The organism is Acidithiobacillus ferridurans, assembly GCF_003966655.1.
GTDB classification, from domain to species: domain Bacteria; phylum Pseudomonadota; class Gammaproteobacteria; order Acidithiobacillales; family Acidithiobacillaceae; genus Acidithiobacillus; species Acidithiobacillus ferridurans.
In genome coordinates this window covers 1829312-1855593 of the sequence record NZ_AP018795.1, presented here as the reverse complement: position 1 = coordinate 1855593, position 26282 = coordinate 1829312, and the positions used below count along the sequence as shown (strand labels likewise).

Annotated in this window: 31 protein-coding genes and 1 pseudogene; 10 read left to right on the top strand and 22 right to left on the bottom strand. The window is 59.6% G+C overall.

Features of this window, described 5'->3' with window-relative positions; translation table 11 throughout:
- Window positions 1–127 precede the first annotated feature (127 nt).
- Genes AFERRID_RS09605 through fdhD form a run of 3 tightly spaced genes read left to right on the top strand, consistent with a single transcriptional unit; the run spans window position 128 to window position 3514 of the window.
- On the top strand, window positions 128–2404 hold the full coding sequence (locus AFERRID_RS09605) for an FdhF/YdeP family oxidoreductase (protein ID WP_126605058.1): 2277 nt from the start codon (window positions 128–130) through the stop codon (window positions 2402–2404).
- Window positions 2394–2693: a hypothetical protein gene (locus tag AFERRID_RS09600; RefSeq protein ID WP_126605057.1), complete on the top strand. Its 300-nt coding sequence runs from the start codon at window positions 2394–2396 to the stop codon at window positions 2691–2693. Before AFERRID_RS09605 ends, AFERRID_RS09600 begins: the two co-directional genes overlap by 11 nt.
- Complete coding sequence (gene fdhD, locus AFERRID_RS09595) at window positions 2663–3514, top strand: formate dehydrogenase accessory sulfurtransferase FdhD (RefSeq protein ID WP_126605055.1); 852 nt, start codon at window positions 2663–2665, stop codon at window positions 3512–3514. Before AFERRID_RS09600 ends, fdhD begins: the two co-directional genes overlap by 31 nt.
- Window positions 3515–3799: 285 nt before the next feature.
- On the opposite strand, the gene AFERRID_RS09585 is transcribed toward fdhD, so the two are convergent.
- Both AFERRID_RS09585 and AFERRID_RS09580 read right to left on the bottom strand, forming a co-directional pair.
- A complete protein-coding gene (locus AFERRID_RS09585; RefSeq protein ID WP_126605053.1) occupies window positions 3800–4231 on the bottom strand; it encodes a type II toxin-antitoxin system VapC family toxin in 432 nt (143 codons plus the stop codon).
- Window positions 4231–4473 (bottom strand): type II toxin-antitoxin system Phd/YefM family antitoxin, encoded by a 243-nt coding sequence (locus tag AFERRID_RS09580; protein ID WP_126605052.1) that lies wholly within the window; start codon window positions 4471–4473, stop codon window positions 4231–4233. The genes AFERRID_RS09585 and AFERRID_RS09580 overlap by 1 nt, the downstream gene beginning before the upstream one ends.
- 168 nt (window positions 4474–4641) lie before the next feature.
- On the opposite strand from AFERRID_RS09580, the gene AFERRID_RS09575 reads away from it, so the two are divergent.
- Window positions 4642–5100, top strand: a complete 459-nt coding sequence (locus AFERRID_RS09575; RefSeq protein WP_126605050.1) for a DUF29 domain-containing protein — start codon at window positions 4642–4644, stop codon at window positions 5098–5100.
- A gap of 292 nt (window positions 5101–5392) precedes the next feature.
- On the opposite strand, the pseudogene AFERRID_RS16210 reads toward AFERRID_RS09575, so the two are convergent.
- Window positions 5393–5508 (bottom strand): annotated as a pseudogene (locus AFERRID_RS16210) (IS110 family transposase); the annotation flags it as partial.
- 219 nt (window positions 5509–5727) lie between these two features.
- Here AFERRID_RS16210 and AFERRID_RS09570 point away from each other — a divergent pair.
- Window positions 5728–6627: a patatin-like phospholipase family protein gene (locus tag AFERRID_RS09570; protein ID WP_113527080.1), complete on the top strand. Its 900-nt coding sequence runs from the start codon at window positions 5728–5730 to the stop codon at window positions 6625–6627.
- Window positions 6628–6645: 18 nt separating this feature from the next.
- On the opposite strand, the gene mnmA is transcribed toward AFERRID_RS09570, so the two are convergent.
- From mnmA to AFERRID_RS09515, 11 genes are all read right to left on the bottom strand, one after another.
- Window positions 6646–7704 (bottom strand): tRNA 2-thiouridine(34) synthase MnmA, encoded by a 1059-nt coding sequence (gene mnmA / locus AFERRID_RS09565; RefSeq protein ID WP_126605048.1) that lies wholly within the window; start codon window positions 7702–7704, stop codon window positions 6646–6648.
- A 15-nt stretch (window positions 7705–7719) separates the two neighbouring features.
- Window positions 7720–7914: a Fe-S cluster assembly protein IscX gene (gene iscX / locus AFERRID_RS09560; RefSeq protein WP_009566452.1), complete on the bottom strand. Its 195-nt coding sequence runs from the start codon at window positions 7912–7914 to the stop codon at window positions 7720–7722.
- Window positions 7914–8252 carry an ISC system 2Fe-2S type ferredoxin gene (gene fdx / locus AFERRID_RS09555; protein ID WP_113527083.1) on the bottom strand — a complete coding sequence of 113 codons (339 nt, stop codon included), beginning with the start codon at window positions 8250–8252 and terminating at the stop codon, window positions 7914–7916. The genes iscX and fdx overlap by 1 nt, the downstream gene beginning before the upstream one ends.
- Window positions 8253–10118 carry a Fe-S protein assembly chaperone HscA gene (hscA, locus tag AFERRID_RS09550; protein ID WP_113527084.1) on the bottom strand — a complete coding sequence of 622 codons (1866 nt, stop codon included), beginning with the start codon at window positions 10116–10118 and terminating at the stop codon, window positions 8253–8255.
- Window positions 10119–10151: 33 nt separating this feature from the next.
- Entirely contained in the window at window positions 10152–10736 is a 585-nt protein-coding gene (gene hscB / locus AFERRID_RS09545; protein WP_226835688.1) for a Fe-S protein assembly co-chaperone HscB, read from the bottom strand.
- Between the two features lie 32 nt (window positions 10737–10768).
- On the bottom strand, window positions 10769–11092 hold the full coding sequence (gene iscA / locus AFERRID_RS09540; protein ID WP_113527086.1) for an iron-sulfur cluster assembly protein IscA: 324 nt from the start codon (window positions 11090–11092) through the stop codon (window positions 10769–10771).
- Window positions 11093–11101: 9 nt separating this feature from the next.
- Window positions 11102–11533 carry a Fe-S cluster assembly scaffold IscU gene (iscU, locus tag AFERRID_RS09535; protein ID WP_113527087.1) on the bottom strand — a complete coding sequence of 144 codons (432 nt, stop codon included), beginning with the start codon at window positions 11531–11533 and terminating at the stop codon, window positions 11102–11104.
- A gap of 24 nt (window positions 11534–11557) precedes the next feature.
- Complete coding sequence (locus tag AFERRID_RS09530; RefSeq protein WP_113527088.1) at window positions 11558–12823, bottom strand: IscS subfamily cysteine desulfurase; 1266 nt, start codon at window positions 12821–12823, stop codon at window positions 11558–11560.
- A 110-nt stretch (window positions 12824–12933) separates the two neighbouring features.
- Complete coding sequence (locus AFERRID_RS09525; RefSeq protein WP_232027480.1) at window positions 12934–13329, bottom strand: Rrf2 family transcriptional regulator; 396 nt, start codon at window positions 13327–13329, stop codon at window positions 12934–12936.
- A 46-nt stretch (window positions 13330–13375) separates the two neighbouring features.
- Window positions 13376–14131, bottom strand: a complete 756-nt coding sequence (gene cysE / locus AFERRID_RS09520) for a serine O-acetyltransferase (protein ID WP_126605044.1) — start codon at window positions 14129–14131, stop codon at window positions 13376–13378.
- Between the two features lie 47 nt (window positions 14132–14178).
- Window positions 14179–14982, bottom strand: coding sequence for an RNA methyltransferase (locus tag AFERRID_RS09515; RefSeq protein WP_225981949.1), 804 nt, complete (start codon window positions 14980–14982; stop codon window positions 14179–14181).
- A gap of 48 nt (window positions 14983–15030) precedes the next feature.
- Here AFERRID_RS09515 and AFERRID_RS09510 point away from each other — a divergent pair, with 48 nt between their 5' ends.
- Complete coding sequence (locus tag AFERRID_RS09510) at window positions 15031–15834, top strand: inositol monophosphatase family protein (protein ID WP_113527090.1); 804 nt, start codon at window positions 15031–15033, stop codon at window positions 15832–15834.
- Window positions 15835–15898: 64 nt separating this feature from the next.
- On the opposite strand, the gene AFERRID_RS09505 is transcribed toward AFERRID_RS09510, so the two are convergent.
- The gene (locus tag AFERRID_RS09505; RefSeq protein WP_113527091.1) at window positions 15899–16762 is read right to left on the bottom strand and encodes an ATP-binding protein; all 864 of its coding nucleotides are present in this window, start codon (window positions 16760–16762) and stop codon (window positions 15899–15901) included.
- Between the two features lie 63 nt (window positions 16763–16825).
- Between AFERRID_RS09505 and AFERRID_RS09500 the strand changes: the two genes are divergently transcribed.
- The 4 genes from AFERRID_RS09500 (at window position 16826) to argA (ending at window position 19399) form a co-directional block, all read left to right on the top strand.
- The gene (locus tag AFERRID_RS09500) at window positions 16826–17383 is read left to right on the top strand and encodes a septation protein A (protein WP_126605042.1); all 558 of its coding nucleotides are present in this window, start codon (window positions 16826–16828) and stop codon (window positions 17381–17383) included.
- Window positions 17384–17465: 82 nt separating this feature from the next.
- The gene (locus AFERRID_RS09495) at window positions 17466–17768 is read left to right on the top strand and encodes a YciI family protein (protein WP_113527093.1); all 303 of its coding nucleotides are present in this window, start codon (window positions 17466–17468) and stop codon (window positions 17766–17768) included.
- Window positions 17765–18076: a BolA family protein gene (locus tag AFERRID_RS09490; RefSeq protein WP_126605041.1), complete on the top strand. Its 312-nt coding sequence runs from the start codon at window positions 17765–17767 to the stop codon at window positions 18074–18076. Before AFERRID_RS09495 ends, AFERRID_RS09490 begins: the two co-directional genes overlap by 4 nt.
- A 15-nt stretch (window positions 18077–18091) precedes the next feature.
- Window positions 18092–19399 carry an amino-acid N-acetyltransferase gene (gene argA, locus AFERRID_RS09485; RefSeq protein WP_126605039.1) on the top strand — a complete coding sequence of 436 codons (1308 nt, stop codon included), beginning with the start codon at window positions 18092–18094 and terminating at the stop codon, window positions 19397–19399.
- A gap of 14 nt (window positions 19400–19413) precedes the next feature.
- On the opposite strand, the gene AFERRID_RS15630 is transcribed toward argA, so the two are convergent.
- From AFERRID_RS15630 to rho, 7 genes are all read right to left on the bottom strand, one after another.
- Window positions 19414–19830: a hypothetical protein gene (locus tag AFERRID_RS15630; protein ID WP_232027478.1), complete on the bottom strand. Its 417-nt coding sequence runs from the start codon at window positions 19828–19830 to the stop codon at window positions 19414–19416.
- Window positions 19818–20369, bottom strand: a complete 552-nt coding sequence (locus AFERRID_RS15625) for a LabA-like NYN domain-containing protein (RefSeq protein WP_232027476.1) — start codon at window positions 20367–20369, stop codon at window positions 19818–19820. The genes AFERRID_RS15630 and AFERRID_RS15625 overlap by 13 nt, the downstream gene beginning before the upstream one ends.
- A 6-nt stretch (window positions 20370–20375) precedes the next feature.
- Window positions 20376–22052, bottom strand: a complete 1677-nt coding sequence (ilvD, locus tag AFERRID_RS09475; RefSeq protein ID WP_113527097.1) for a dihydroxy-acid dehydratase — start codon at window positions 22050–22052, stop codon at window positions 20376–20378.
- A gap of 271 nt (window positions 22053–22323) precedes the next feature.
- Window positions 22324–23379, bottom strand: a complete 1056-nt coding sequence (locus AFERRID_RS09470) for an AI-2E family transporter (RefSeq protein ID WP_126605037.1) — start codon at window positions 23377–23379, stop codon at window positions 22324–22326.
- 6 nt (window positions 23380–23385) lie between these two features.
- Window positions 23386–24624 (bottom strand): malic enzyme-like NAD(P)-binding protein, encoded by a 1239-nt coding sequence (locus tag AFERRID_RS09465; protein WP_126605035.1) that lies wholly within the window; start codon window positions 24622–24624, stop codon window positions 23386–23388.
- Window positions 24625–24630: 6 nt separating this feature from the next.
- Window positions 24631–24837 carry a 50S ribosomal protein L31 gene (rpmE, locus tag AFERRID_RS09460; protein ID WP_012536269.1) on the bottom strand — a complete coding sequence of 69 codons (207 nt, stop codon included), beginning with the start codon at window positions 24835–24837 and terminating at the stop codon, window positions 24631–24633.
- 74 nt (window positions 24838–24911) lie between these two features.
- Window positions 24912–26282: a transcription termination factor Rho gene (gene rho, locus AFERRID_RS09455; protein ID WP_455550297.1), complete on the bottom strand. Its 1371-nt coding sequence runs from the start codon at window positions 26280–26282 to the stop codon at window positions 24912–24914.

Below are 26282 nucleotides of genomic sequence, written 5' to 3'. Positions count from 1 at the left end.
TTGGAGATATAACAATCAACCAGATCGTGCAGCCCTGGCGCGGAAACTGCTAGTGGATTATCATTATACCATGAGTCGCAATGGACGGTGGTGCTGTCCTGTATATTTCGATCATTCGGGAGGGATTATGTCTTCGTTCAAGATCACCCATTACCAACAACCGGCGGGAGGCTGGGGATCCCTGCGTGCCTCGCTGCGCAGCTTGCGTCAGGAACACGCGCTGGCGGATGGTGCCGCCCTGCTCCTCAAAATGAATCAGGCGGAAGGTTTTGATTGTCCGGGTTGCGCCTGGGGAGATCCCGAGGCGCATTCCAGCTTCGAGTTCTGTGAGAACGGGGTCAAGGCCGTCGCCGCCGAAGCTACCGGAAAACGGGTGACCGCAGATTTTTTTGCAGCGCACACCCTGTCCTGGCTGGCGGAGCAAACGGACTATTTTCTGGAAGAGCAGGGGCGTCTGACCGAGCCCATGGCTTACGATCCGCAGAGTGACCGCTACGTGCCCGTTAGCTGGGATACCGCTTTTGCGCGGATCGCCGCGCAACTCAATGCCCTGGCATCCCCTGACGAGGCCATATTTTACACGTCTGGGCGCACCTCCAATGAAGCGGCATTTTTATATCAGCTCTTTGTGCGGGAATTCGGTACCAATAATCTCCCCGACTGTTCCAACATGTGCCATGAGCCCACCAGCCTGGCCATGCCCGAATCCATCGGAGTGGGCAAGGCCATGGTAACCCTGGATGATTTTGAACTGACCGATACCATACTGATGTTCGGTCATAATCCCGGGACCTGTGCGCCACGTATGTTGGCTACGCTGAGTGAGGCATCCAAGCGGGGTGCGCAGATCCTGGTCTTCAACCCCTTGCATGAACGCGGATTGGAGCGATTTCTGCATCCCCAGCATCCGGTAGAGATGCTCACCAATCACGCCACCCCCATCGCCAGCCACTACTATCAGCCCCGAAGCGGCGGTGACTACGCCCTTGCCATGGGAATCGCCCGCACCGTCCTGGAGTCCGGGAACCCGGATCAGGCGTTTATCGAAGAGCATACCCAGGGGTTTGACGATTTCCGCGATCTGGTCATGAACACGCCCTGGACAGAGATCGAGGAACAGAGCGGCCTCAGCCGCCACGATCTGGAGGAGATCGGGCACATCTATGATCAGGGACAGGCCGCCATATTTACGTGGGGAATGGGCGTTACCCAGCAAAAGCATGCGGTGGCCACCATCCAGATGTTCCTGAACGTGCTGCTGCTCAAGGGCAACATCGGCAAACCGGGCGCCGGCCCCTCGCCGATTCGCGGTCACAGCAATGTGCAGGGTGACCGGACCATGGGGATATATGAGAAACCTTCCCCGGCGTTTCTGCAACGCCTCGGGGCGGAGTTCCATTTTACGCCGCCGCAGGAGCACGGCTACGATACGGTAGCCAGCATCGAAGCGATGGAGGATGGGCGAGCCAGGTTCTTTTTCGGGCTGGGTGGCAATTTTGCCAATGCTACACCCGACACGGCGCGCGCCCACGCCGCGCTCCGGCGCTGCGCGATGACGGTGCATGTGACCACCAAACTCAACCGGTCCCACATCGTCCACGGCGAACAGGCCTTGATTTTACCCTGCCTGGGACGCACGGAGATCGACATCCAGAAAACCGGTCCCCAAGGGGTAACCGTGGAGGACACCTTCTGCATGGTGCACATCTCCCAGGGGATGAACGAACCGGCCTCCCCTTCCCTGCTGTCGGAATGTGCCATCGTGGCGCGTCTGGCGCGGGCGACCCTGCCGCTCAGCCCCACCCCGTGGCTGCAACTCATGGGAGACTATGACCTCATTCGCGACCGCATTTCGCGCGTAGTGCCGGGTTTCGAGGATTTCAACGCCCGAGTCCATAAACCACGGGGATTTCATTTGGATCTGCCTCCCCGTTCACGGGTATGGCCCACTGCCAGCGGCAAGGCGAATTTTCTGGCCAAGGCGCTGTCCACCATCGCCGATGACCATTTTGTGCCGCAGACCTCCGAAAAGCTCTTCACCCTGATGACGATTCGCAGCCACGATCAGTACAACACCACGATCTACGGTTACGATGACCGCTATCGCGGCGTATCCGGCCTGCGCAACGTGTGTTTCATGCATCCGGAGGATATTCGGGACATGGGTTTTCAGGCCGACGACCGGGTGGACATCACCTCGCACTGGACAGACGGTGAACGTGTGGCGCGGGACTTCCTGCTGGTTGCGTTCGATATTCCCAAAGGAATGCTTGCGGGCTATTACCCGGAATTGAACATATTGGTGCCCCTGTCCAGTTACGCCGATCGCGCCCGCACGCCGACATCCAAATCGATCCCGGTGACCCTGGCACGGGCAAAGGGAGACCAACACCATGTCGCCTGACCGCAAGGCGGGGAACGACCGGCATACACCAGAAGCCGCTCCGGAGGATTTGGCCATTGCCTTGCTCTGGATGCTTTGCACGGAAGGGCCGGTATCGGTGGCCAGAGCCTGCAAGTCTTTCGGCCTTCCCCGCAGCCAGATGGAGCGCCTGCTTCTGCTCTTGGGAAACTCGGAACAATGGGGTGGGCTCCATTATGTTCGCCCGGAAGAACAACGGGGCAGAACCGTCATCACGCTGACACCAGAAGGGAGGACCCTGTGCGCACAGATGCAGGCGGCAACGGAATAGTATGGTCTCCGGCCAGGCGCATGGACGGCGCGTACCGTTCAGTGAAATGCGAGGAAGCCATCCTGGAGGAAATGGCGGTTTCGTTGATCCTCAATGGCAAGCCCTATGCGGTGATGATGATCACCCCCGATCATCTGGAAGATTTCTTTATGGGGTTCCTTTACGGTGAGGGGGTGATCCGGTCGATCGCCGATATCATCACCTGGGAGTCTGTCTGTATTCCGGAAGGGTTGACCCTCTACCTGCAGGTTTCGGCGGAGGCCGAAGCCAGAGCCGCCCGAAAAAGGCGTCTGGTGATCGGCGGCAGCGCCTGCGGTCTCTGTGGCACCCCGAACTTCGAGGACCTCGTCCCCTTCGCACCCATAGACCACGATGTCTGTGTGGAACCCGCACTGGTGCACGACCTGCTCCAGGAGATGCGCGCTCATCAGCGATTGAACCGGCATACCGGGACCGCTCACGCCGCCGTCCTGGCCGCCACCAACGGCATGACCCTGGTGCGGGAAGACATCGGCCGCCACAACGCCGTAGACAAGACCATCGGCGCGGCGCTCCGGCAGGGATGGCCGCCTTCCGGAAATATCCTGCTGGGCGTGTCTTCGCGGCTGACTTTTGAGATTGCCCTCAAGGCCTTGAGCTTTCAGATTCCCATCGTAGCGGCGATCTCCGGAGTCAGCAGTCTGGCGATCCAGATTGCACAGACCCACAATCTTACCCTTGTCGGTTACGCGCGGGATCAGCGCCTGACCATCTACGCCCACGGCGAGCGCTTTCGCGGGAATGCCGCAGCAATCTACGACCTGCTCCGTGAAAACGGGTAGTGCCTGAAGTGGCCCCCAAATCTCCCGCCATTTCCTGCAACTGCGCCAAGGCCCCTTCCAGATCCTCCATGATTTCCTGCAGGATCAGTACGGGGGCAGGCAGATTCTCTGCATCCTCCAGGGATTCGTCCCTGAGCCAGACAATGTCCAGGCTCGCCTTGTCGCGGCTGACCAGATCTTCGTAGTCGATCGTGCGCCGCCGACAGAAAGCCGCTGGTGCCACAGGATATTGCAGTAGTTCCAGAGTTTCTGGACGATGGTGGCGGTGTTCATGGTTTTCCCGGTCTAGCGGTCGCCATTTTTTATCTCTGGCACGAGCGCAATGCCCAGGGCGAGAGCAGCTCCATGAAGCTGCTTATCCAGTGTCGCAAGTGGCAGCTTCCGCCGTAAGGCCAGTTCCAGATAAGCGGCGTCGTAGATCGTCAGGCGGTGCTCCTCGGCGAGATCCAAGGTGGCAGACCACGCCGCGGCATCCGTCTGATGGTCAATGGTCTCCGGCAGCAGGCGCAGGTCGGGCACCAGTTCGCGCAGCTCCTGCATGGTGATGCGACCGCGCCGCGCGGCGGCCAACAGTGCATTGCAGATTTCCAACGCCCAATGCGCGGGAACGCAAATGCCCTCCCCCAACAGCCGCTCCCGCACCCGGTTGGCGACTTCGGCATTTTCATCCCGAAGATACCAAGCGAGGGTCATGGAAGCATCCGCGACAAAAGCCATCAGTATTTGCGTCCCGCATCGATCAACTCGCGCAACGAAACACCCCCCAAGTCATGGCTGGCCTGGAACACCTTCATGCGCGCCACGGCGGCCCGCCGTTCCTCCAATCCCTGGCCCATGGGCGGCCGCAACTCGGCCACCGCCTGCCCATGCTTGGTGATGGTGAAACATTCCCCTTTGCGCACCCGCTCTAAAATCTCGGACAAATGCGTCTTCGCCTCATAGGCGCCAATCTCGGACATATCAGACACTTCATCTTTCAACCAGTCTTAGACCAGTCTAAATGCGTATGGTTGGCGCCGTCAATATCAGAGGACTGGGCCGGGACCAAGTCGGTATCTACCTTGACAGACGCTGGAGCCATGCTTGATGCTTTACAGCATCAAGCATGCCCAACAGGAGGCGTGACCATGGGAACAGCAATAAAGCTCGAAACGCCCGTCAATCTGTACGATCAGGACTTCTATGTATGGACTATGGAGCAGGCAGACCTTTTGCGCCGTCGCAAGCCGGACTGGATGGACTGGAACAACGTCGCAGAGGAATTGGAATCCATGGGTAAGAGGGATCGCCGCGAAATCATCAGTCGCCTGGAGAAACTGCTTGTGCACATCGCCAAATGGCAATGGCAGCCGGAAAAACGCTCGCAGAGCTGGTCCCAGACCATCAAAGAGCAACGAAAGCAGATAGCCCTCATCCTCAAGGACTCTCCAAGTCTCGATAACTTTCTGCGCTACTCATTACCCGAAACATGGACAAGCGCGACAGACGAAGCAGCGGAAGAGACAGGACTTCCATTGTCGACGTTCCCTGACACTTGCCCTTGGAATATAAACGCTCAGATTTTGGCTGACTGGTGGCCTGAATAAGCAACCTCACCGTTTTGTCTTATAATGACACCAAGCAGGTGGACCATGAACCCCGCAAAACCGGGCCGTCCGCAGCTCAGGGCACGGCGCTCACCAGACAGAAGGAGGCGTTCTGTCTGGTGTAGTCCTCACGAAACTTCCAATTTTGCGCTCTTCGCCTCCTCCTTACCAAGAAAACACGCTTAAACTGTTGCCCCAAATCTCGGCCCCCCTCATTTCGTGATACGCCATTTCAGGAAGGCGACAACTAGGCTGACACCGGGGGGATGCCACAACGTTAAATGAAAACGCCGTTTACACAAAATTCAGAACACCCTCGTTTGCGGTGAATCTCACCCGTCTCCATGTCTACCCAATGCAGTTGCATGACCTTTTTTGCCAAACCAGTCCATAAGTTGTAACCTGCATGTCGAGTCCTCCTTGTCCTTATCGTGGATAAATTTCCACCTTGGCACCTTGATGCCGTCCGGTTCAAGCGGGGACTCCCTTCTGGAGCGCCCCGCAGCCGGTCCTGTAGAGGGAGGCATCTGTTACATCTCTATAATATCTCGTACTAAGCCGCAAGATACGCCGCTCAGTTACCGCTTACGTTGTGGCGTCAAAAACGCATGGGAGGTGAAGATCAGCATGACTATTGGCCTGGCTCTTGGCAGCGGCGCGGCCCGCGGGTGGGCGCATATAGGGGTGATAAGCGCGCTGAGTGATCAAGGAATCGTACCGGATATCGTTTGTGGTACGTCCATAGGCGCGCTGGTCGGCGCATCCTATGTTTCCAACAATCTTGAGAAGCTGGAGAAATGGGTTTGTTCACTGACCAAGCTTGAAACAGCCAAATTTTTTGCCATCAACATGTCGTTGAATGGTTTTGTCAATAAAGAGCGGCTACATTATTTCCTCAATAAATATGTGGCAGATGATGACTCAAAAATAGAGGACATAGTTAACAAAAAATATGCATCGGTAGCAACCGAATTGCAAACCGGAAGCGAGATCTGGTTGACGGATGGTTCCATTTTGGATGCCGTCTTTTCGTCCATATCCATGCCCGGCCTCTTTCCGGCAGTCAAGAACAACGGCAGGTGGCTCATAGATGGCGGATTGGTGAATCCCGTCCCCGTTTCGGTCTGTCGGGCTCTTGGCGCCGATGTCGTTATTGCCGTAACGTTGAACGATGATATCGTTGGAAAACACCTTCAAAATAACAAAGTCATAAAAACACAGGATACCGGCGTTACCGGAAAAATATCAGACCTGATCACTGCATATACAGCCTCGATATTTCCGGCGACAGGCGATGAGGAGCAACCACCCAGCCTCTTTGATGCCATCGCCGGCTCGGTGAATATCATGCAGGACAGAATCACCAGAAGCCGCATGGCCGGAGATCCTCCGGATATCCTGCTTTCTCCGAAGCTGTCCCACATTGGCTTACTGGAGTTTTATCGCGCCGGCGAAGCCATCACGGAGGGGAAAAAATGCGTACAGAGCATGTTACCGGAAATACAGCACCTGTTGGGTATATCCTGACCCCGGCGCGCCAGCGGACTATTCCGTGCCCTGAATCCAGCCTCCGCCCAGCAGGCGCTCACCTAGGTAGCAGACGGCAGCCTGACCGGGGGTAACGGCGCGTTGCGGCTCGGGAAAGCGGAGTTCGGCCCGGGCATCGGAGAGCAGGTGCAGCGTGGCCGACTCGGCGCGGGAGCGGTAACGCAGTTTTGCGGTCACGGCATGGGTTTCGTTGGGGGATAAATCCGCCAGCCAGTTGCACTCGGCCAGGCTGACCACATTGCGGTAGAGCTCATCCTCTCTGCCGACGATTACCCGGTTCCTGGTTGAGTCCAGCGCAAGGACATAGCGCGGCTGGTCACTGCCGCCACCCAGTCCTTTGCGCTGCCCTACGGTGAAGTTGAGCGTACCCGGATGCTGGCCCAGCACCTGCCCGCTGCTGTCAACCATCTCTCCTTCCTGCGCCATGTCCAGCCCGGCGTAATCCTCCAGAAAGCGGCGGTAGTCGCCGTCCGGGACAAAGCAGATATCCTGTGAGTCCTGCTTGGCGGCCACGGGCAGGCCATGCTTTCGGGCCACGGCGCGCACCTCGTCCTTGTTCATGCCACCCACGGGAAAGCGCAGGCGGGGCAATATCCCCGCAGCAATGGCGAAAAGAAAATAGGATTGATCTTTGGCATCGTCACGGCCACGCAGCAGAGCAGTACCCGAGGAGGTTTCCGCCAGCCGCGCATAATGGCCCGTCGCCAGCATCGTGGCGCCCAACTTTTCGCCCTCCGCCAGCAGGGCATCGAACTTGAGGAACTGATTGCAGCGCGCACAAGGATTGGGCGTGCGCCCCGCCTGATATTCGGCGACAAACACGTCGACCACCTGACGCCGGAACGCCTCGCGATAATCCAGCACCGTGTAGGGAATCCCTAGACGGGCGCAGATCTCGGCGGCGTCTTCGATATCTTTTTCATCGCAGCAGCGGCTCCTGGGCCACAGGCGCATGGTCACACCGGTGAGTTCGTAGCCCTGCTCCTGCATAAGCAGGGCCGCTACGGCAGAATCCACTCCTCCCGAGAGGGCGATGAGGGCTTTTTTTTCGGCCATAGTGTGCGGCCTGACTCAGTCCTTCTCCGCCAACCAGGCCATCTGGATGGCTTCGAGGATGCCTTCGCTGGACTTTTCGGGCTCGCCTTCAAAATCAGGGAGTTCCAATATCCAGCGGTGCAGGTCGGTGAAACGCAGATGGGCCACATCGGCGTCCGGGTGGGCTTCATCCAGGGCAATGGCAAGCTCCGAGGTGTCGGTCCAGCGCATCAGTGCCGCTCCTTTTCCAGATTGATGGTGTATTTGGGGATTTCGATGACCAGTTCGGTATCCGTCACTTTCGCCTGGCAACTGAGGCGGGAGGTCGGCTCCAGGCCCCAGGCCTTATCGAGCAAATCCTCTTCTTTTTCTTCCGCAGGGACGAGACTGTCAAAACCCGCGCGCAGAATCACATGACAGGTAGTGCAGGCGCAGGACATCTCGCAGGCATGCTCAATGTGAATATCATTGCGCAGCGCCGCGGTGATGATGGTCTCCCCCGGCTCAGCGTCGAACTCCGCCCCCTCGGGACAGACTTCCGGGTTCGGCAGGACGCGTATTTTTGTCATTCAATCTCCCAGATCGTCAATGGAACGGCCGGTGATGGCGCGGCGCAGGGCACTGTCCATACGCCGCTGCACCAGCGGTTCCGCGGCGGTTTCCACCGCCTCCGCGGCGGCGGTGATCACGCCGGCGTCGTCACCCGACAAGGCATTGATCAACGCGGCACTGGCCTTGTCCAGGGCTTCCCGCTCCGCCGGATCCAGCAGGTCGGCATCGGCGGCCAAAGCCGTACGCAAGGCTTCGCGCACGCGCTCACCCTCCACTTTGGCTTCTGACAGGCGTCGTCTGACCACATCTTCGGCGCCATGGGTGAACGAGTCCTGCAACATCCTGGCGATTTCTTCATCATTCAGACCATAAGACGGTTTGACGACAACTTCCGAACGCACCCCCGTACTGGTTTCCTCTGCACGCACCGCCAGCAGGCCATCGGCGTCCACCTGAAAAGTCACGCGAATCCTTGCGGCACCGGCCACCATGGGGGGAATGCCGCGCAGACTGAAGCGCGCCAGCGAACGACAGTCCTGCACCAGATCGCGTTCCCCCTGCACGACGTGGACGCTCATGGCCGTCTGACCATCCTTGAAGGTGGTGAACTCCTGCGCCCGTGCCACCGGAATGGGGGTGTTGCGGGGAATGATTTTCTCCACCAGTCCGCCCATGGTCTCCAGACCAAGGGACAGTGGCAGCACGTCCATGAGCAACAAATCTTCACGCTGATTGCCTATCAGGGCATCGGCCTGAATGGCGGCACCCAGGGCCACCACCTGATCGGGGTCGATGTCCGTCAGCGGCTTCTGCTGAAAGAACGCCTCCACCATCGCGCGCACGGCGGGGACACGGGTGGCGCCGCCCACCAGCACCACACCGTCAATATCAGTCAGTTTTAACCCGGCATCCCGCAGCGCCCGCCGACAAGCCGGGAGGGACCGTTGGATCACCGGCTGAATCAGTGATTCCAACTGGCCACGCGACAGCTTTATCTCGCGGGCCGCGCGACCGGAAGGCGTCAGCGCTATCATCGTTTCGTCTACGGCACTGAGCGCCTCTTTGGCGGTACGCGCCTGCTGCAGCACCTGCCGCCGCCAGAGGGGATCGGACGCATCACCGCCCTCCTCCTGCATCAGCCATTCGGCCACCGCATGATCCATATCGTCACCGCCAAGTGCGGAATCACCGGCGGTCGCCAGCACCTCAAAGACTCCGGCCTGTAGGCGCAATATGGAAATATCGAAGGTTCCGCCGCCCAGATCGTAGATGGCAAAAATGCCTTCACTGCCCTTGTCCAAGCCATAGGCCACCGCCGCCGCGGTCGGCTCGGCCAGCAGGCGCAGCACGTTCAGCCCCGCCAGACGGGCCGCATCTTTGGTGGCCTGACGCTGGGCCTCGTCGAAATAAGCGGGCACCGTGATCACCGCGCCCTCCGGTTCGCCACCCAGGGTTTCCACTGCCCGCTCTTTGAGTACCCGCAATATTTCGGCAGACACCTCTACGGGGGATTTTTCACCCGCCACCGTGCGCAGGCGCACCATACCCTCTCCAGGAACAAGGTCGTAAGGTAAGTGCCCGGCAAGAGTCTGCACATCGCCGTGGCCGCGCCCCATCAGGCGTTTCACCGAGGCGATGGTATTGTGCGGGTCCTGCCCGGCGGCGGCGACCGCGGGATAGCCGACGTGAATACCGCCGCCACCGAGGTAACGCACCACCGAAGGCAGCAGATATTTACCGTCATGATCGCGCATGACGGTGGGCACCGCCGACAATACGGAGGCCACCAGCGAATGGGTGGTTCCCAGGTCGATACCGATAGCCAGCCGCCGCCGATGGGGATCAGCGGCCGTGCCCGGTTCTGCAATTTGCATTAACGCCATGATATATCGCCCTGATTGTGGAGGTTCCGCCGCTCAGGCATTCTGCAAATGCTCTTCGCGGCGGTCTATCTCGCCGAGAAGCTTATCGAGAAATTGTAACTCGCGCAGCGCCGCGCCCGCCGCTTCCGGCTCAACACAGGGTAAAACACCCAATAATCTCCGGAGACGTTGCACCACCCCGGTCGCTGCCGTATCCACTTCCTGACGCAAAGCCTCCATGCCCGACAGGTCGCGTGCCGCCACCAGATCTTCCAGACGTTCGCGATAGATCATCTGGGTCATCAGCAGTTCCGGGTCAGCGACCTTCACCTGCTCACCCAACGCGTCCACGCCTTGCCGTTGCAGGAGATAATCGGCACGCCGCAGGGGGTCCCGCAATATGGCCAAGGCCTCATTAAGGCGGGTACTCCACTCCAGGGAATAGCGTCTTGCCGCCGGTTCCGCATTGGCGAAGCGGTCCGGATGCAGGCCTTTTTGCAGCGCCAACACTTGCGTGCGCAGCGTCTGCACGTCCAGGTCATACGTTTCGGGCAAGCCCGCCACCGCATACAAGGACAGGTCCGCGCGGAAGGGCTGCACCGCCCCGCAAGAAGCGCAAAGCGCGGGCGGAGCACCCAACTCCGCCCCGCACCGGAAACAGGAGTCCACCATCAGGTCGTAAAGCTCTCACCGCAGCCGCAGGCATCTTTCACGTTGGGATTATTAAAACGGAATCCCTCGTTCAAGCCTTCGCGGGTGAAGTCCAGTTCGGTGCCATCCAGATAAATGAGACTTTTGGGGTCCACGAAAAGACTCACGTCATCATGGGGAAACACCAGATCTTCCGGGTTGGGGACATCCACAAACTCCATGACATACGACAACCCCGAGCAGCCGCTGGTTTTCACACCGATGCGGATACCCACACCCTTGCCGCGTTTGGCAATACTCTTGCGTACCTGCCGCGCCGCACTTTCCGATAAGGTCAAAGCCATGACGGTATCCTAGTGTGCCGCCTGGGCACCGGCCATTTCCGGTTGCGCAGCCACCGGCGCGCCACCCTGCTTTTTGCGGTAATCCTCCACCGCCGCCTTGATGGCGTCTTCGGCCAGCACGGAGCAGTGAATCTTGACCGGAGGCAGCTCCAGCTCTTCGGCGATCTGGCTGTTCTTGATGGCCATCGCTTCATCGAGGGTTTTGCCCTTGACCCACTCCGTCACCAGCGAGCTGGACGCAATGGCCGAACCGCAGCCATAGGTCTTGAACTTGGCGTCTTCGATAATGCCCTGCCCGTTCACCCTGATCTGCAAACGCATCACGTCGCCGCAGGCCGGTGCACCCACCATACCGGTGCCGACGCCGCTGTCATCCTTGTCCAGTGCCCCCACATTGCGGGGATGTTCATAATGATCGATCACCTTTTCACTGTATGCCATGATGGTTCTCCTCTTGTAAGGACCTTAGTGCGCGGCCCACTGAATGCTGTGGATATCAATGCCTTCCTGATGCATCTCCCAGAGGGGAGACAACTCCCGTAACTTGTCCACCTTCGCAGCAATCAGTCCGATAGTAGCGTCAATTTCCTCTTCCGTCGTGTAGCGACCAATGCCAAAGCGGATGGAACTGTGCGCCAGTTCATCGGACTTGCCCAAGGCGCGGAGCACATAAGAAGGCTCCAGGCTGGCCGAGGTACAGGCCGATCCGCTGGATACGGCGATTTCCTTCAGCGCCATGATCAGCGACTCGCCTTCCACAAAGGCAAAGCTGATATTGAGGTTGTGCGGCACCCGGTGTTCCATGTTGCCATTGATATAGGTTTCTTCCACCCGTTCCTGAATGCCCTTGAGCAGACGGTCACGCAACTGGCGGATACGCTTGCCATCGCTCTCCATCGACTGCACGGCCAGTTCGGCTGCCGCGCCCATACCGACGATCTGGTGCGTAGGCAAAGTCCCGGAACGCATGCCGCGCTCGTGGCCTCCACCATGCACCTGTGCCTCCACCCGCACCCGGGGCTTACGCCGCACATAGAGGGCACCAATGCCCTTGGGTCCGTAAATCTTATGCCCGGATAGGCTCATCATGTCCGCCTGGACGGCCTCCACATCCACCGGGATCTTGCCCAGAGCCTGCACCGCATCCACATGGAACAATATTTTGTGGGCGCGCAGTATCCTGCCGATTTCTTCCATGGGCTGGATGACGCCGATTTCGTTGTTCACATACAGCACGGAAGCCATGATGGTATCTGGACGGAGGGCCGCTTCAAAGGCCTGGAGGTCGACCAGACCGTCTTCCTGTACTTCCAGATAGGTAACTTCAAAGCCTTCGCGCTCCAGTTGGCGACAAGTGTCCAGAGTCGCCTTGTGCTCGGTACGCAGGGTGACGAGATGCCTGCCTTTGCCGGAGTAGAAATGCGCCGCGCCCTTGAGAGCCAGATTGGTCGCTTCCGTCGCGCCCGACGTCCAGACGATTTCACGGGGGTCGGCGTGGACGGCATCGGCAACCTGCTGACGCGCCTTCTCCACCGCCTTCTCCGCCGTCCAGCCGTAGGGATGGGAACGGCTGGCCGCATTACCAAAGTCATGGGTCAGAAAGGGCAGCATCTGTTCCAGAACGATCGGATCGACGGGGGTCGTCGCCTGATAGTCCAGGTAAATGGGACGATTGGGATCGATCCGCAAAGGCTGCTCGATATTCAGTTCAATGATTTTGGGTTGGTTCATTTCCTGTACCTCTCGGTTTTAAGCGGTGTTATGCGTCTGGCGCAGTGGTGTTTTATCCCTCATCGCGATCGGAGCTGCCTGCATCAACTCCTTGGTCAGCTGCTTCTGTACTAGTTGACCAAGGGTAATCCCCCGAGAAACTCGGCGATACGATCTCCCAATTCTTCCCACAGGTCGTGAGTAAGGCACTGCTGCCCGTCCCCCTTACAACCCTGCTGCGGATCACCACCGCACTGGGTCGTGCTGATGGACTCATTGACGGCCTCCACAATCTGCGTCAACGAAATCTCCGCGTCCGGCATGGCCAGCCGGTAACCACCACCCGGACCACGTACACTTTCCACCAGACCATAACGACGCAGCCGCCCAAAGAGCTGCTCCAAATAGGCCACAGAAATCCGCTGACGCTGCGAGATATCGGCCACGGTCACCACGCCACCACGCTGATTGAGCGCCAGATCCAGCATGGCGGTCACCGCGTAGCGTCCTTTTGTCGTCAGTTTCATGTCCAGTGCCCTCCTGTACGACATCCTACTATCTATACCAAATTAGTCAAGTATTACCCGCGCGCGTTCCCTTGTTTTCCGGCACGTCATCGTCGTCCTCGATGGCGCAGACGATCTCCTCCACAGGCATCATGCCCTCCTGCGGCTGCAGGTGCTGCAAGCCATCCCGCAGTTGCGCAATTTCCGCATCCTGGCGATGCATGTGCTCCAGCATGCATTCCACGGCCCGCGCCACCGGATCGGGCATCTGTCCGGTCAGGCCATAGGCCTCGAAGTTATCCGTATGCTCCCCTTTGCTGATCACCCGCCCAGGGATACCCACCACGGTGGCACCCTCCGGCACCGACTTGACCACCACCGCATTGGAGCCGATCCGCGCATCATCTCCGATAATGACCGGTCCCAGCACCTTGGCACCAGCGCCGACGATGACGCCACGCCCCAGAGTCGGATGGCGTTTACCCGGCGTCCAGGAGGTTCCGCCCAGGGTCACGCCGTGATAGAGGGTACAATCGTCGCCGATCTCCGCCGTCTCACCGATCACCACCCCCATTCCATGATCGATGAAGAAACCCTTACCGATCTGCGCCCCCGGATGAATCTCGATACCGGTCCAGAAACGCGAAAAGGCCGCCAGACTGCGCGCCGACAGGCGCCAGCGGTGACGCCACAGGGCATGAGCGATCCGATGCAGGAACAGGGCGTGAACGCCGGGATAGGTGAGCAACACTTCCAGACGGGTCCGCGCCGCGGGATCGCGCGCAAAAACCGCGTCGAGGTCACTCCGCCAGCGTCCACCCATAGCCACACTCCCCCGTATTTGCCTCGGCCACACTACCAAGCCCCGCATTAAAGACTATCCTGATCCTTTCTGTCCACTTTAGACGCCCAGCGCTCGATTTCGGTAAGGATACCGCGCAGGATGTTCACCTCGTTCTGGCTCGGCCTGGCGCGGTCAAAAAGACGGCGCAAGCGACGCATCATGCGGGTAGCGCGAATCTCCTGCAGAAAACCACTACAGCGCAGCACATGCTGCAAGTGCCCATAAAAGCCTTCCATATCCTCGATGGGGGCGGGCGGCTCCAGCACTGCTTCTGTGGGTACGTCCTGCGCTGGTAGGGCCATCAGGGCGGCCATGTGGAGCTCATAGGCGAGCACCTGCACCGCCTGCCCCAGATTCAGGGAGTGGTATTCATCCGCCGTGGGGATATGCACCAACACCTGACAACGATCCATCTCCGCATTGGTCAGCCCCGTCCGCTCCCGGCCAAAGAGCAGAGCACAATCCCCCGTGATCAGATCCGTGAGAATCTCTCCCGCCGCCTCCCGGGCATTGCCGACGGGCCACTGGATACGACGATCGCGGGCACTGGTGCCATAGACTTTGTGGCAACCCTGCAGGGCCGTGTCCAGATTGGTACAGACCTGCGCCGATTCCAGAATATCTTCGGCACCGGAGGCAAGAGCCGTGGCCTCCGGATCGGGGAAAAAGCGCGGATTGACCAGCACCAGATGGCGCAACCCCATCACCTTCATGGCCCGTGCCGCCGCCCCGATATTGCCGGGGTGACTGGGTTCAACAAGGACAATACGCAAACCGTGCAAAGAAGTCCCGATCATGCCCGCAGCCCTCGCCCGTGCGGCCACCGCCATTCTCCTTTATACTCCCCCAATTCCGACTCATCCTCGCACAAGGTTCCCATGCAGCATCCTATTCTCGTTACCGCCATTCGTGCGGCCCGCAAAGCTGGCGATATCATCAACCGCAGCTTCGACCGGGTCAATGAAATCAGCATCACCAGCAAGGCGCACAATGACTTTGTCACGGACGTCGATCAGCGCGCCGAGGCCGCCATCGTGGAGATTATCCGCCGCGCCTACCCCGAGCACGGCATCCTCGCCGAAGAAGGCAGCCGCATCTCCGATAAAGACTTCGAGTGGATCATTGACCCCCTCGATGGCACCACCAACTTCATCCACGGCATGCCGCAGGTCGGCGTCTCCATCGCCGTTCGCCACTTTGACCGCCTGGAGCATGCAGTCATCTATGATCCGGTGCATAACGAGCTGTTTACCGCCAGCCGCGGCAGTGGCGCACACCTCAACGATCGCCGCCTGCGCATTGCCCAGCGCAAGGATCTGGACGGTGCCCTGCTCGGCACCGGCTTTCCCTTCCGCGACTTTTCCCACCTGGACACCTACCTCGCCACCCTCAAGGCTTTCATGCTGAAGACTGCGGGTGTCCGCCGGCCCGGCTCCGCGGCACTGGACCTGGCCTATGTCGCGGCGGGCCGCTATGACGGCTTCTGGGAGTTCAACCTCAAGCCCTGGGATCTCGCTGCCGGCGCGCTACTGGTGCAGGAGGCGGGCGGCGTCGCCACCGACTTCCAGGGTGATCAGGGTTATCTGCAAAACGGCGATATCGTTGCCGGCAACCTGCGGATTCATGCCCAGATGCTGCATATCATCAGCCAGGAGATCAACCAGCCGCAATCCGCCCGTTGAAACGAGGAGTTCCGTTATGGCCGGGCTCTATGTGAACCAGGCCCACGTTCGGAAGGATGAACCACTATCGTGCCGCCAGCGCCCTGGATCCGGCCCAGTGACGGGCGAACTGCCGTGCCACCCGGCCACTGCGCGAGCCGCGCTGCAAGGCCCAGCGCAGGGCTTCCTCCCGCCATTCCGCCTGCGGCGTCTGCACCCCCAGACGCTGCAGATGGATAATGCAAATATCCAGATACATAGCCTGATCGAAGGGATAAAAGCCCAGCCATAAGCCGAAGCGCTCGGAGAGGCTGATTTTTTCTTCCGCCGTCTCGCCGGGAATGATTTCCTCCCCGTGGCGGTGATATTCCTCGTTGTCGGCGAAATGGCGCGGCATCAAATGCCGCCGGTTGCTGGTGGCGTAGAGCAGCACGTTGTCCGGACGCGCCTCCACACCGCCGTCGAGCAGCGACTTGAGGGCCTTGTAGCCGGGGTCATCGGCACCAAAAGACAGGTCATCGCAGAAAAGCACAAAGTGATACGCCTGCCGCGGATCGGCCGCCTGCAGCGCCGCCAGTATCTCCGGCAGGTCGAGGATGCCGTCCTGGTCGATTTCAATCACCCGCAGCCCCTGATCCGCATAGCGACGCAAGAGCGCCTTGACCAGCGAAGACTTGCCTGTGCCCCGCCCGCCCCAGAGCAAGGCGTCATTGGCGGGCAAACCGGCGACAAACTGGCGGGTGTTCAGGTCCAGTGCGGCCTTGGTGTCTTCGATACCGAGCAGTTCGTCCATCTCCGGCAAATCCACGCGCGCCACCCCTTCCAGACGGCCACCGAGGGGCAGATGGCGCCAGCGCGCCGCCTTTACCCCAGCAAAATCGGGCAGAGGATGACTGCTGTTATCCCCCAAAAGCGCGGCCAAACCCTGAATCACCTGTTGACGTTCCACTGTCCACGAACTCCTTTCTGTGATTAGATAGAGCAAGCTTAACCCCATTTACCGTGGCGCGTCATGAAACTGCTTACCGATTTCCTCCCCATTATCCTCTTTTTCGTGGCCTACCGGATTCACGGGATCTACATGGCCACCGAAGTGCTCATCGTTGCCGCTATCCTACTGATGGCCTGGCAGTGGTGGCGGCGGGGCCGGGTGGAGACCATGACCTGGGTCTCCACCCTGCTGATCCTGGCCTTCGGTGGCCTGACCCTGTATTTTCATAACGACACCTTCATCAAGATCAAACCCAGCATCCTCTATATGCTGTTCGCGGCGGCACTGCTCTTTACCCACTGGCGGGAGGAACCGCTCCTCCAACGCTTGATGGGCGGACAACTGCCAGCCGCGCTGCCCCTGTCTTTCTGGCGGCGCCTCAATGGCTACTGGATTGCCTTCTTTCTCTTCGGTGCTGTCCTGAACCTGATCGTGGCCTATGCGTTTTCAACGGGTATCTGGGTGGATTTCAAGCTTTTCGGCATGCTCGCCATCACCGTCATTTTCGTACTCTTTCAAGCGGTGGTGATCTCACGTGCTTTGCCGCAAGAGGCCAAGGATGGCGATTCGTCGGCATAGCCTCTGATCAGCGGAGACAGTTGCCAACTTGCCGCAAATGGGGCAGCTTTAGGGCATGCATCTCACCAACAGGAAAAGGTTCATGTATTACTGCATCATTGGCACGGACAATGCCGACTCCCTAGGCAAACGCCAGACGGCGCGGGGCGATCATCTGGCGCGCCTGCATCAGTTGCAATCTGAGGGGCGCTTACTGACTGCGGGGCCATTCCCCGCCATAGACAGTGAAGAACCGGGCGAAGCAGGGTTTACCGGCAGCCTGATCATTGCCCGTTTTGACTCGCTGGAAGATGCCCATGCCTGGGCTGCCGCCGAACCTTATCTCAGTGCCGGTGTTTACACAGATGTCAGTGTTCGCCCTTATAAAGGAGTATTTTTGCCATGAATAAAGAAATCCTCGGCAATTTATTGCGTGACGCCCTGAATCCGGAATTCCTGGAAATCAATGACCGGACGGAATCCCACAGCGGTCATGCGTCGTCCGGCGGTGGCGGGCATTACGAGGTGCGCATTGTCAGCGGTCGGTTCGCGGGCTTGCCCCCATTGGCACGTCACCGTCTGGTCAATACGGCCACCGACCCGGTGCGTCAGGAGATACACGCGCTGTCGATCAAGGCCTATAGCCCGGAGGAGTTTTCCGCTCAAACCCAGCCCAAAACACAGCGCCCAGCCATCGCCCTGAATGTCCTTTAGGGGTGGCGTGCTCAGATGCCAGCCGATAGCTTCGTCCGCAGTTTCCGCGAGTCTTCGCCTTACATTCATCGCTTTCGCGGACAGACTTTCGTCATCAATTTCGGTGGCGACGCGCTGGCGGATGGCAGCATCCGCAGCCTCGCTCATGACATCGCCCTGCTCAACAGTCTGGGCATCAATGTCGTCCTGGTACACGGGGCCGGGCCGCAGATCGACGCGGCACTGCTGGCCCACCAACTCCGCACCGAACGGGTCAACGGCAAGCGCATCACCGACCTGGCGGCCATGCAGGTACTCCGTGAAGCGGTGGGCGGTGCCCGTCTGGTGGTGGAGTCGGCATTGTCTGAAGGACAAATGGGCTCGCCCATGGCCCATGCGGGATTGCAGGTGGTCAGCGGCAACTTCATCATCGCCCAGCCCCTTGGGGTGCTGGAGGGGGTGGATTACCAGTATACCGGACAGGTACGCAGGGTAGCGACAGAGGCCATCCAACGCCATCTTGCCGCCGACGAAATCATCCTGCTCTCCCCCATTGGCGTCTCGCCGACGGGTACCCTGTTCAACATCCGCGCAGAGGAAGTGGCGGTAGCGGCGGCCTTGGCCTTGCACGCCGCCAAGCTGGTATTTTTCATGGATGAGGATGGTGTGACCGATGCACAGGGGCAACTGATACGCCAGATCACCCTTTCCGAACTACCGCAATTACTGGAGCGGGATGATATTCAGGGCGGCCTGCGCGAGCATCTGCACAGCGCCGCGATTGCCTGCGCCGGAACGGTGGATCGTGTCCATCTCATATCCCGGCATGTGGATGGCGCCCTGCTGCGCGAACTCTTCACCCGCGATGGCCTCGGTACCCTCATTTCCCGGGACCCTTTCGAGCATCTGCGGACCGCCACCGTCGCCGATATCCCCGGCATCCTCGATCTGATTCGCCCCATGGAAGAGCGCGGGGTGCTGGTGCGGCGCAGCCGGGAACGCCTCGAAATGGAAGCGGGTCACTTCGTGGTCATGGAACGGGACGGCAAGATCATCGGCTGCGCGGCCATGTATCCCTTCCCTGAACAGGGAATGGCCGAAGTCGCCTGCCTCGCCGTGGACAGCCGCTATCGTCGCCAGGGGCGCGGTGAGCGGCTGCTCGACTACTGTCAGGAACGCGCGCGGGAGCAGAAACTGGAACGGATCTTCGTGCTCAGCACCCAGACGACCCACTGGTTTCTGGAACGCAATTTCCACCACGGCGCCCTGGAGGATTTACCGGTGCCGCGGCAGCAGCTCTATAACTTCCAGCGCCGCAGTCAGGTATTTTTTCGCAACCTGTAGAGACCGAAGCGGCGTCAGGAGGGTTCGGCGACCGCCTCATGCTCCTCGGCTTCGTCCTGCCGGGCGAACCCCGCATCCTCCCCCCGTTCCGTGCTGGAGATGCGCTCGGGCTGCTTCAACAAGCCCCCGGTGCGGCCATCATAGCGATTGACCACGGTGCAGCGGCGGGCGACGAAACCGCCCTTTTCCGTCTCACTGGACTCGAGATCAAACTCCAGAATGATATCCCGACTCGGGAGGTCATCCATATCCAATTCGCGCGGCAGGTCAGAAATGTGGACAAAGGCCGACTCGTAAGGAGAATCCTCCTGCCGGGTATCGGTCACCCACAAACGGGCGGAAATACCGGTCAAAAAACGGATGAAGCCGAAGCCGCGATCGGCCTCCCAGCGGATGCAGATACCGCGAATGCGTGAGCCTATTTCCCCCACGGCACCCGCACGTCGCCACGGGTGGGAATCAGCCCGGGCACCAGATAACCGGGGTAGAAAGCGTCCGCTTCATACTGCAACTCTCTGGAGACATTCCTGAACGCCAGCACCTCGACCCGACATCCCTTATTCTGCAACGCGCGGACCACCTGCAGGAAATCCCCGTCACCCGTGACCAGCAGCACCTGATCCAGGCGCTCGGATTGCAGCATCACATCCACCGCCAGATCCAGATCGGCATTGGCTTTGGACATGCTGTTGCCTTCTTCGTCCACGAACCAGCGCACCGGCTTTTCGATGATCTTCCAACCAAGATCGCGCACCGCCTGCTGATAACCGCGAATCCGTTCCCGGTACTCACGATCACGCTTCATGCGCTCGCCATCCACCGCCATATAGGTATTCAGGCGCAGTAATCGCGCTTCCGCTTCCCGCCCGGCGAAGCGACGCAGCACATCATAACGCATGGCATAACCACCGTTATAACGAATATTTTCGGCATCCACATAGACACCGATATGCAGCTCACCATTACTCATGAATGCTCAGGACTCCAGGACCGCGCCGTTGGCGGCGTTAGTCACCAGCTTACGATACCGGCGCAACCACGGTGACTTCAGGGGCTTTTCTATCGGCGCCCAATGTTTGCGGCGTTCGGCCAATTCCTCGTCACTCAGGTCGACATGGATTTTGCCATTGTCGAGGTCAAGAGAAATCATGTCCCCATCTTTCAACAGACCGATGGGGCCTCCCTCCGCCGCCTCCGGGGAGATGTGGCCGATACAGGCCCCGCGGGTTGCTCCACTGAAACGGCCGTCGGTAATCAATGCCACACTTTCGCCCAGACCCATACCCATGATGTTGGCGGTAGGCGTCAGCATCTCCGGCATTCCGGGGCCGCCCTTCGGGCCTTCATAACGGATCACCACCACATTACCGGCCTCGACTTCACCGGCAAGAATACCGTCCGCCGCCGTTTCCATACTCTCAAAAATCTTCGCAGGTCCAGAGAACTTGCGCATCGCGGGCAATACCGCACCGATTTTGACGATACCGCCTTCCGGCGCGAGATTGCCAAAGACCACCCGCAAGCCGCCAGTGGGGGAAATGGGATCGCTGGCCAAATGGATGATTTTGCTGTCCTTGACCGCCGCCGCCAAGACGATCTCGCGCAGGCTTTGGCCGCTCACTGTCGGCTTATCCAGATGCAGCACATCGGGAGTGCGCTTGTGGACTTCATGGAGGATGGCTGGGATACCACCGGCGCGGCCGATGTCCTCGACATGCACCGTAGACAGGGCGGGCGATATCTTGGCAAGGTAGGCCACCTTCTGCGCCAGATCGTTCAGCCGCGCCAGGGGATAATCCAGACCGGCCTCCCGGGCGATGGCCAGGGTGTGCAATACCGTGTTGGTGGAACCGCCCATGGCCATGTCCAGTATAAATGCGTTATCGATGGCATCGAAATCCACCAGTTGCCGCATGGTCGGCCCGCCCGCCATGGCCAGCGCCACCACACGATCCGCAGCCTGCCGCACCAGGTCGCGGCGCGCCGCCGCCGTCGCCAGAATGGTGCCGTTGCCGGGCAGCGCGATACCGAGAACCTCCATCAGGCAGTTCATGCTGTTGGCCGTGAACATGCCGGAGCAGGAGCCGCAAGTCGGACAGGCCTTGTCCTCGATCTCTTTGAGACGGATTTGGGTGATCTGCCCGCGCTTGAACTGACCGACCGCCTCAAACGCCGTTACCAGATCGACCGCCGTTCCGTCAGACAGATGACCGGCCTCCATAGGGCCGCCGGAGACGAATACCGTGGGGACGTCACAGCGCAGCGCACCCATGATCATACCGGGCACGATCTTATCGCAGTTGGGGATACAGATGAGCGCGTCCAGATGATGGGCCTGCACCACCGTCTCGATGGAGTCCGCAATCAGCTCACGGCTCGGGAGCGAGTAACGCATACCGTCGTGACCCATGATGATGCCGTCATCCACACCGATGGTATTGAACTCGAAGGGCACGCCCCCCGCCGCACGGATGTTCTCCTTGACGATGCGTCCGAACTCCTGCAAATGCACGTGGCCGGGAATAATGTCGATGAACGAGTTGGCCACTCCGATGAAGGGCTTATCCATATCCTGGTCGGTGACACCGCAGGCCTTGAGCAGGGCGCGGTGAGGAGTGTGTTCAAAACCTTTTTTGATCATATCGGAGCGCATGAGGTCCTCGTGGCAAGTTCAGCAACGGGATGCATCGCGTGGATGCCACCCCGATGGCGGCGTGGATGGCAGGGTGCCGAGTAAAAGCACACTGACCGTCTGGTTAGTATCCGCAGTATAGGGCCTGGCGTGAGACAGGCCAAGAAGTAGACGCTCGCCGGGCTGCAAATCCGCTGAGTATTTCCTCTGAGGACAGATCAAAGGGCTTTGGGACACATGCTCATATACATTTATCTGTGCTGACAACTGCCTGCCTGCATGGAGCGGACATTCAACCTTGTGGCGCAGCAGGCGCTGGCCGCAACCACTCATTCCAGATCGCCAACAGCACGGCCAGCAGCACCGGCCCCAGAAACAGACCGAGGAAGCCGAAGGCGAGAATGCCGCCCAGCACCCCGAATAGAACCAGCAGAAATGGAATCCGTACCGCGTTGGAAATCACCAGCGGGCGGATCAGGTTATCGATCCAGCTCACCACCAGCGCACCCCACAGGGCCAGGCCCACTCCCGCCCAAATCTCGCCCTGAGATAGCAACCAGATGCTCGCAGCCCCCCAGACCAGCGGGGTACCGAAGGGGATAAAGGAAAACAGCAGGGTGACGGCAGCCAGCAGTACGGGTGCGGGCAGCCCCGCCACCCAGTAACCCAATCCCGACAGCGTCCCCTGCGCCACTGCAGTCGCCAGAATGCCATAAATCACCGCACGGATGGTGCTGGCCACCGTCCGCAGATAAGCATCGCCCCGCTGTCCCAGCACCTGACCGACAAAACGGCGCAACTGGTCCACCAGCACTTCACCATGCCGGTAGAAGAAAAAGGCGGTGATGAGAACAAGTATAAGCAAAGTACCGAAACGACCGATCCCACCCGCAACGCTGCCCAGCCGCCCCGCCCAGGCGGAAAGGTCGGGGGTCAGGGCACCGGGCATCAGTTTCGTCTTCCAGGCTGCAGGAATCTGCGCGAACAGATCATGCAGCCAGGGTATTCGATTCAGACTTGATTCCAGGGTCGTGTGTGCATCCACTCTACCGAGATCGGTCAGTACATGGTGCAACTCCGCCCCCAGGCTGATGCTCAGGAAAATTACGGGAAGAATAAAAATCAGCGCCAACAGGAGCGTGGCGCCTACTGCTGCCGGCACGGGCGGCCAATGTCGGCGCATGGGACCAGCCAGCGGCCAGGTCGCATAAACAAGAATGGCGGCCCAGCCCAGGGCTGGCAAAAAGGGAGAAAGAATTTTCCAGACAAGGGCAAAAAACAAAATGGCGGCAAGCAGTTGGCCGAAGGCGAATCGCAGATCGCGAACCGTCAGATCCGCGAGACGCATCGTGACTCAGCGCCGCGCGACGCCGCTTTCCCGGGCGGCAGTGGTTACCGCGCCAGAGACCCACGGCCGTAGGCGGGGGTCCAGAGCTTTAGGGATAATGTACTCGGGACCAAAGGTCAGACCTTGCGGTGCAGTCAGCCCGTAAACGGCCTGCACAGCGTCCGGCACCGGCTCCCGCGCTAGCTTCGCCAAAGCATCCACGGCCGCCAGCAACATGGGCTGGTTGATCTGCCGAGCCCGGCAATCCAGTGCGCCGCGGAAGAGGAAGGGAAAGCCCAACACGTTGTTGACCTGATTGGGCATATCCGATCGACCCGTGGCGATGATGGCGTCGGGACGCAGGCGCCGCGCCAGGGCGGGGTCCACCTCAGGATCGGGATTGGCGAGCGCAAAAATTACCGGCTTGGGCGCCAGCGCTAGCAACGCGGCTTCCGGAATGGCGCCGCGCGCAGAGACGCCGATGACTACATCGGCGCCACGCAACATCGCCACCAGATCCCAGTCCTGGGGTGCCACAGCAAAAGGTTTATGCCATTGGGTGAGATCCGTACGTTTGCTGTGCAGCACTCCATGCAAATCGCTCAGGAAGATATCCGCCACCCCCAGTGCCCGCAACATATGCGCAATGGCAATTCCGGCGGCACCAGCACCCACAATAGCGACCTTGGCGCGACCCAACTCCTTACCCTGCAATTCCAGTGCATTTTGCAACGCCGCAGCCACGATCACTGCCGTACCATGCTGATCATCGTGAAATACGGGAATATCCAGCATGGCCTGCAAGGCTTCTTCCACCTGAAAACATACGGGCGCACCGATATCCTCCAGGTTGATACCCCCAAAACCTGGGGCGATGGCCGCCACCACGTCGATGAGATGTTCGGCGTCGCGCGCCTGCACTTCGATATCAAACGCGTCAATATCCGCGAAGCGCTTGAAAAGCAGCGCCTTGCCTTCCATGACGGGCTTACCCGCCAACGGCCCGACATTACCCAGGCCGAGCACTGCCGTACCGTTGCTGATAACGGCCACCAGGTTACCCTTGGCCGTATAGTCGTAAGCCTTATCCGGGTCGGCGACGATCTCCCGCACCGGGGCCGCCACTCCTGGCGTGTACGCCAGAGACAGGTCTTCGGGACTGGCGCAGGGTTTGCTTGGCTCGACGGAAAGCTTACCTGCCGGCATACGGGCGTGATAGTCCAGCGACCGGCGCCGCAAATCCGCCTGAGGATCGGCCTCCACCATCCCGATTTACTGCCCGCCGCCGTAACGCTTGCGGAATTTCTCTACCTGGCCCGCAGCGGAAACCGCACGCTGTTTACCCGTGTAAAAAGGATGGCATTCGGAGCAGAGATCAATATGCAGGTCGCGGTTCGCCGTCGAGCGCGTCTTGAAAACGTTGCCGCAACTACAGGTGACGGTGATCTCTTCGTACTTGGGGTGAATATTGCTTTTCATGTTAGCTACTCTCGGGCCTTGATACAAAGAGGCGAATTATAGGGATGGAGGGGGCGGGCGTCCAGCAGGCCCGCTCAACGGTTCATGGAGTCAAAGAACTCTGCGTTATTTTTGGTGCTGCGCACCTTGTCGAGCAGAAACTCCATGGATTCCACCGGGTCCATGGGCGCGAGCAATTTGCGCAATACCCACATTTTGCTGAGCATCTCGGCAGGGACCAGCAGTTCTTCACGACGGGTGCCGGATTTGTTCAGGTTGATGGCCGGGTAAGTACGTTTCTCGGCTAGACGCCGGTCGAGATGTACTTCCATATTGCCCGTGCCCTTGAACTCCTCGAAGATGACTTCGTCCATCTTGGAACCGGTTTCCACCAGCGCCGTGGCGATGATGGTGAGGCTGCCACCCTCTTCGATGTTGCGTGCGGCGCCAAAGAAGCGCTTGGGCTTCTGCAGCGCATTGGCATCCACACCGCCGGTCAGCACCTTGCCGGAAGACGGCACTACAGTGTTGAAGGCGCGCGCCAGGCGGGTGATGGAGTCGAGCAGGATGACCACATCGTGCTTGTGCTCCACCAGGCGTTTGGCCTTTTCCAGGACGATTTCCGCAACCTGAGTGTGGCGCGTCGCCGGTTCGTCAAAGGTGGAAGAGACCACCTCTCCCTTCACCGAGCGCTGCATCTCTGTCACTTCTTCTGGACGCTCGTCGATCAGCAGCACGATCAGATAGCATTCCGGATGGTTGGCGGTGATGGCGTGGGCAATCTGCTGCAACAACACCGTCTTGCCGGTTTTGGGCGGAGCGACGATCAGACCGCGCTGGCCCTTGCCGATGGGCGAGACCAGATCGATGATCCGCGGTGCCATTTCGCCGTAAGGTACCGCGTCGTATTCCAGGCGCAAACGCTCGTCCGGGAACAAAGGCGTCAAATCGTCAAAATTGACTTTGTTGCGGGTTGCTTCCGGCGCTTCGAAATTGATGCTCTCCACCTTGAGCAGCGCGAAATAGCGTTCACCCTCTTTGGGAGGGCGAATCTGGCCGGAAACCGTGTCTCCGGTCTGCAGGTGAAAGCGCCGTACCTGCGAGGGCGAGACATAGATGTCATCCGGCCCCGCCATATAAGACCCGGAAGCGGCACGCAGAAAGCCAAAACCATCCTGCAGAATTTCCAGCACACCCTCGCCGTAAATGGCGTCGCCATTGCGGGCGTGCGCCTTGAGGATATTGAAAATGATTTCCTGTTTCTTCTGACGGGCGGTACCCTCCAACCCCATGTCCTGGCAGATCACCGCCAGATCAGCGGCCGTTTTGCGTTTGAGGTCGGTCAGATTCATCGCCGCAGCGCCAGGTGGCGGACAAAGCGCGTTCTCGTCTTCGTCGTCTACCAGAATATCTTCGTTGGGAAAGGACTTGGGCGTCCGGGGAGGTTTACGGCGGGGACGTGGCAT

Bases quoted from the DNA above. Each gene is read 5' to 3' on its own strand.
- cysE (WP_126605044.1), bottom strand. From the start codon at position 14,131: ATGGGTGGACGCTGGCGGAGTGACCTCGACGCGGTTTTTGCGCGCGAT.
- AFERRID_RS09605 (WP_126605058.1), top strand. From the start codon at position 128: ATGTCTTCGTTCAAGATCACCCATTACCAACAACCGGCGGGAGGCTGG.
- AFERRID_RS09525 (WP_232027480.1), bottom strand. From the start codon at position 13,329: ATGAAACTGACGACAAAAGGACGCTACGCGGTGACCGCCATGCTGGAT.
- AFERRID_RS09490 (WP_126605041.1), top strand. From the start codon at position 17,765: ATGAATAAAGAAATCCTCGGCAATTTATTGCGTGACGCCCTGAATCCG.
- AFERRID_RS09465 (WP_126605035.1), bottom strand. From the start codon at position 24,624: ATGGTGGAGGCCGATCCTCAGGCGGATTTGCGGCGCCGGTCGCTGGAC.
- iscX (WP_009566452.1), bottom strand. From the start codon at position 7,914: ATGCGCTGGACCGACACCTCGGAGCTTGCCATTGCCCTGGATGAAGCC.
- hscA (WP_113527084.1), bottom strand. From the start codon at position 10,118: ATGGCGTTAATGCAAATTGCAGAACCGGGCACGGCCGCTGATCCCCAT.
- AFERRID_RS15625 (WP_232027476.1), bottom strand. From the start codon at position 20,369: ATGAGTAATGGTGAGCTGCATATCGGTGTCTATGTGGATGCCGAAAAT.
- AFERRID_RS09585 (WP_126605053.1), bottom strand. From the start codon at position 4,231: ATGGCTTTTGTCGCGGATGCTTCCATGACCCTCGCTTGGTATCTTCGG.
- rpmE (WP_012536269.1), bottom strand. From the start codon at position 24,837: ATGAAAAGCAATATTCACCCCAAGTACGAAGAGATCACCGTCACCTGT.
- AFERRID_RS09575 (WP_126605050.1), top strand. From the start codon at position 4,642: ATGGGAACAGCAATAAAGCTCGAAACGCCCGTCAATCTGTACGATCAG.
- argA (WP_126605039.1), top strand. From the start codon at position 18,092: ATGCCAGCCGATAGCTTCGTCCGCAGTTTCCGCGAGTCTTCGCCTTAC.
- AFERRID_RS09580 (WP_126605052.1), bottom strand. From the start codon at position 4,473: ATGTCCGAGATTGGCGCCTATGAGGCGAAGACGCATTTGTCCGAGATT.
- iscU (WP_113527087.1), bottom strand. From the start codon at position 11,533: ATGGCATACAGTGAAAAGGTGATCGATCATTATGAACATCCCCGCAAT.
- mnmA (WP_126605048.1), bottom strand. From the start codon at position 7,704: ATGGCCGAAAAAAAAGCCCTCATCGCCCTCTCGGGAGGAGTGGATTCT.
- rho (WP_455550297.1), bottom strand. From the start codon at position 26,282: ATGCCACGTCCCCGCCGTAAACCTCCCCGGACGCCCAAGTCCTTTCCC.
- AFERRID_RS09500 (WP_126605042.1), top strand. From the start codon at position 16,826: ATGAAACTGCTTACCGATTTCCTCCCCATTATCCTCTTTTTCGTGGCC.
- AFERRID_RS09470 (WP_126605037.1), bottom strand. From the start codon at position 23,379: ATGCGTCTCGCGGATCTGACGGTTCGCGATCTGCGATTCGCCTTCGGC.
- fdx (WP_113527083.1), bottom strand. From the start codon at position 8,252: ATGACAAAAATACGCGTCCTGCCGAACCCGGAAGTCTGTCCCGAGGGG.
- AFERRID_RS09495 (WP_113527093.1), top strand. From the start codon at position 17,466: ATGTATTACTGCATCATTGGCACGGACAATGCCGACTCCCTAGGCAAA.
- AFERRID_RS09600 (WP_126605057.1), top strand. From the start codon at position 2,394: ATGTCGCCTGACCGCAAGGCGGGGAACGACCGGCATACACCAGAAGCC.
- AFERRID_RS09510 (WP_113527090.1), top strand. From the start codon at position 15,031: ATGCAGCATCCTATTCTCGTTACCGCCATTCGTGCGGCCCGCAAAGCT.
- AFERRID_RS09570 (WP_113527080.1), top strand. From the start codon at position 5,728: ATGACTATTGGCCTGGCTCTTGGCAGCGGCGCGGCCCGCGGGTGGGCG.
- AFERRID_RS09530 (WP_113527088.1), bottom strand. From the start codon at position 12,823: ATGAACCAACCCAAAATCATTGAACTGAATATCGAGCAGCCTTTGCGG.
- ilvD (WP_113527097.1), bottom strand. From the start codon at position 22,052: ATGCGCTCCGATATGATCAAAAAAGGTTTTGAACACACTCCTCACCGC.
- iscA (WP_113527086.1), bottom strand. From the start codon at position 11,092: ATGGCTTTGACCTTATCGGAAAGTGCGGCGCGGCAGGTACGCAAGAGT.
- AFERRID_RS09515 (WP_225981949.1), bottom strand. From the start codon at position 14,982: ATGGCGGTGGCCGCACGGGCGAGGGCTGCGGGCATGATCGGGACTTCT.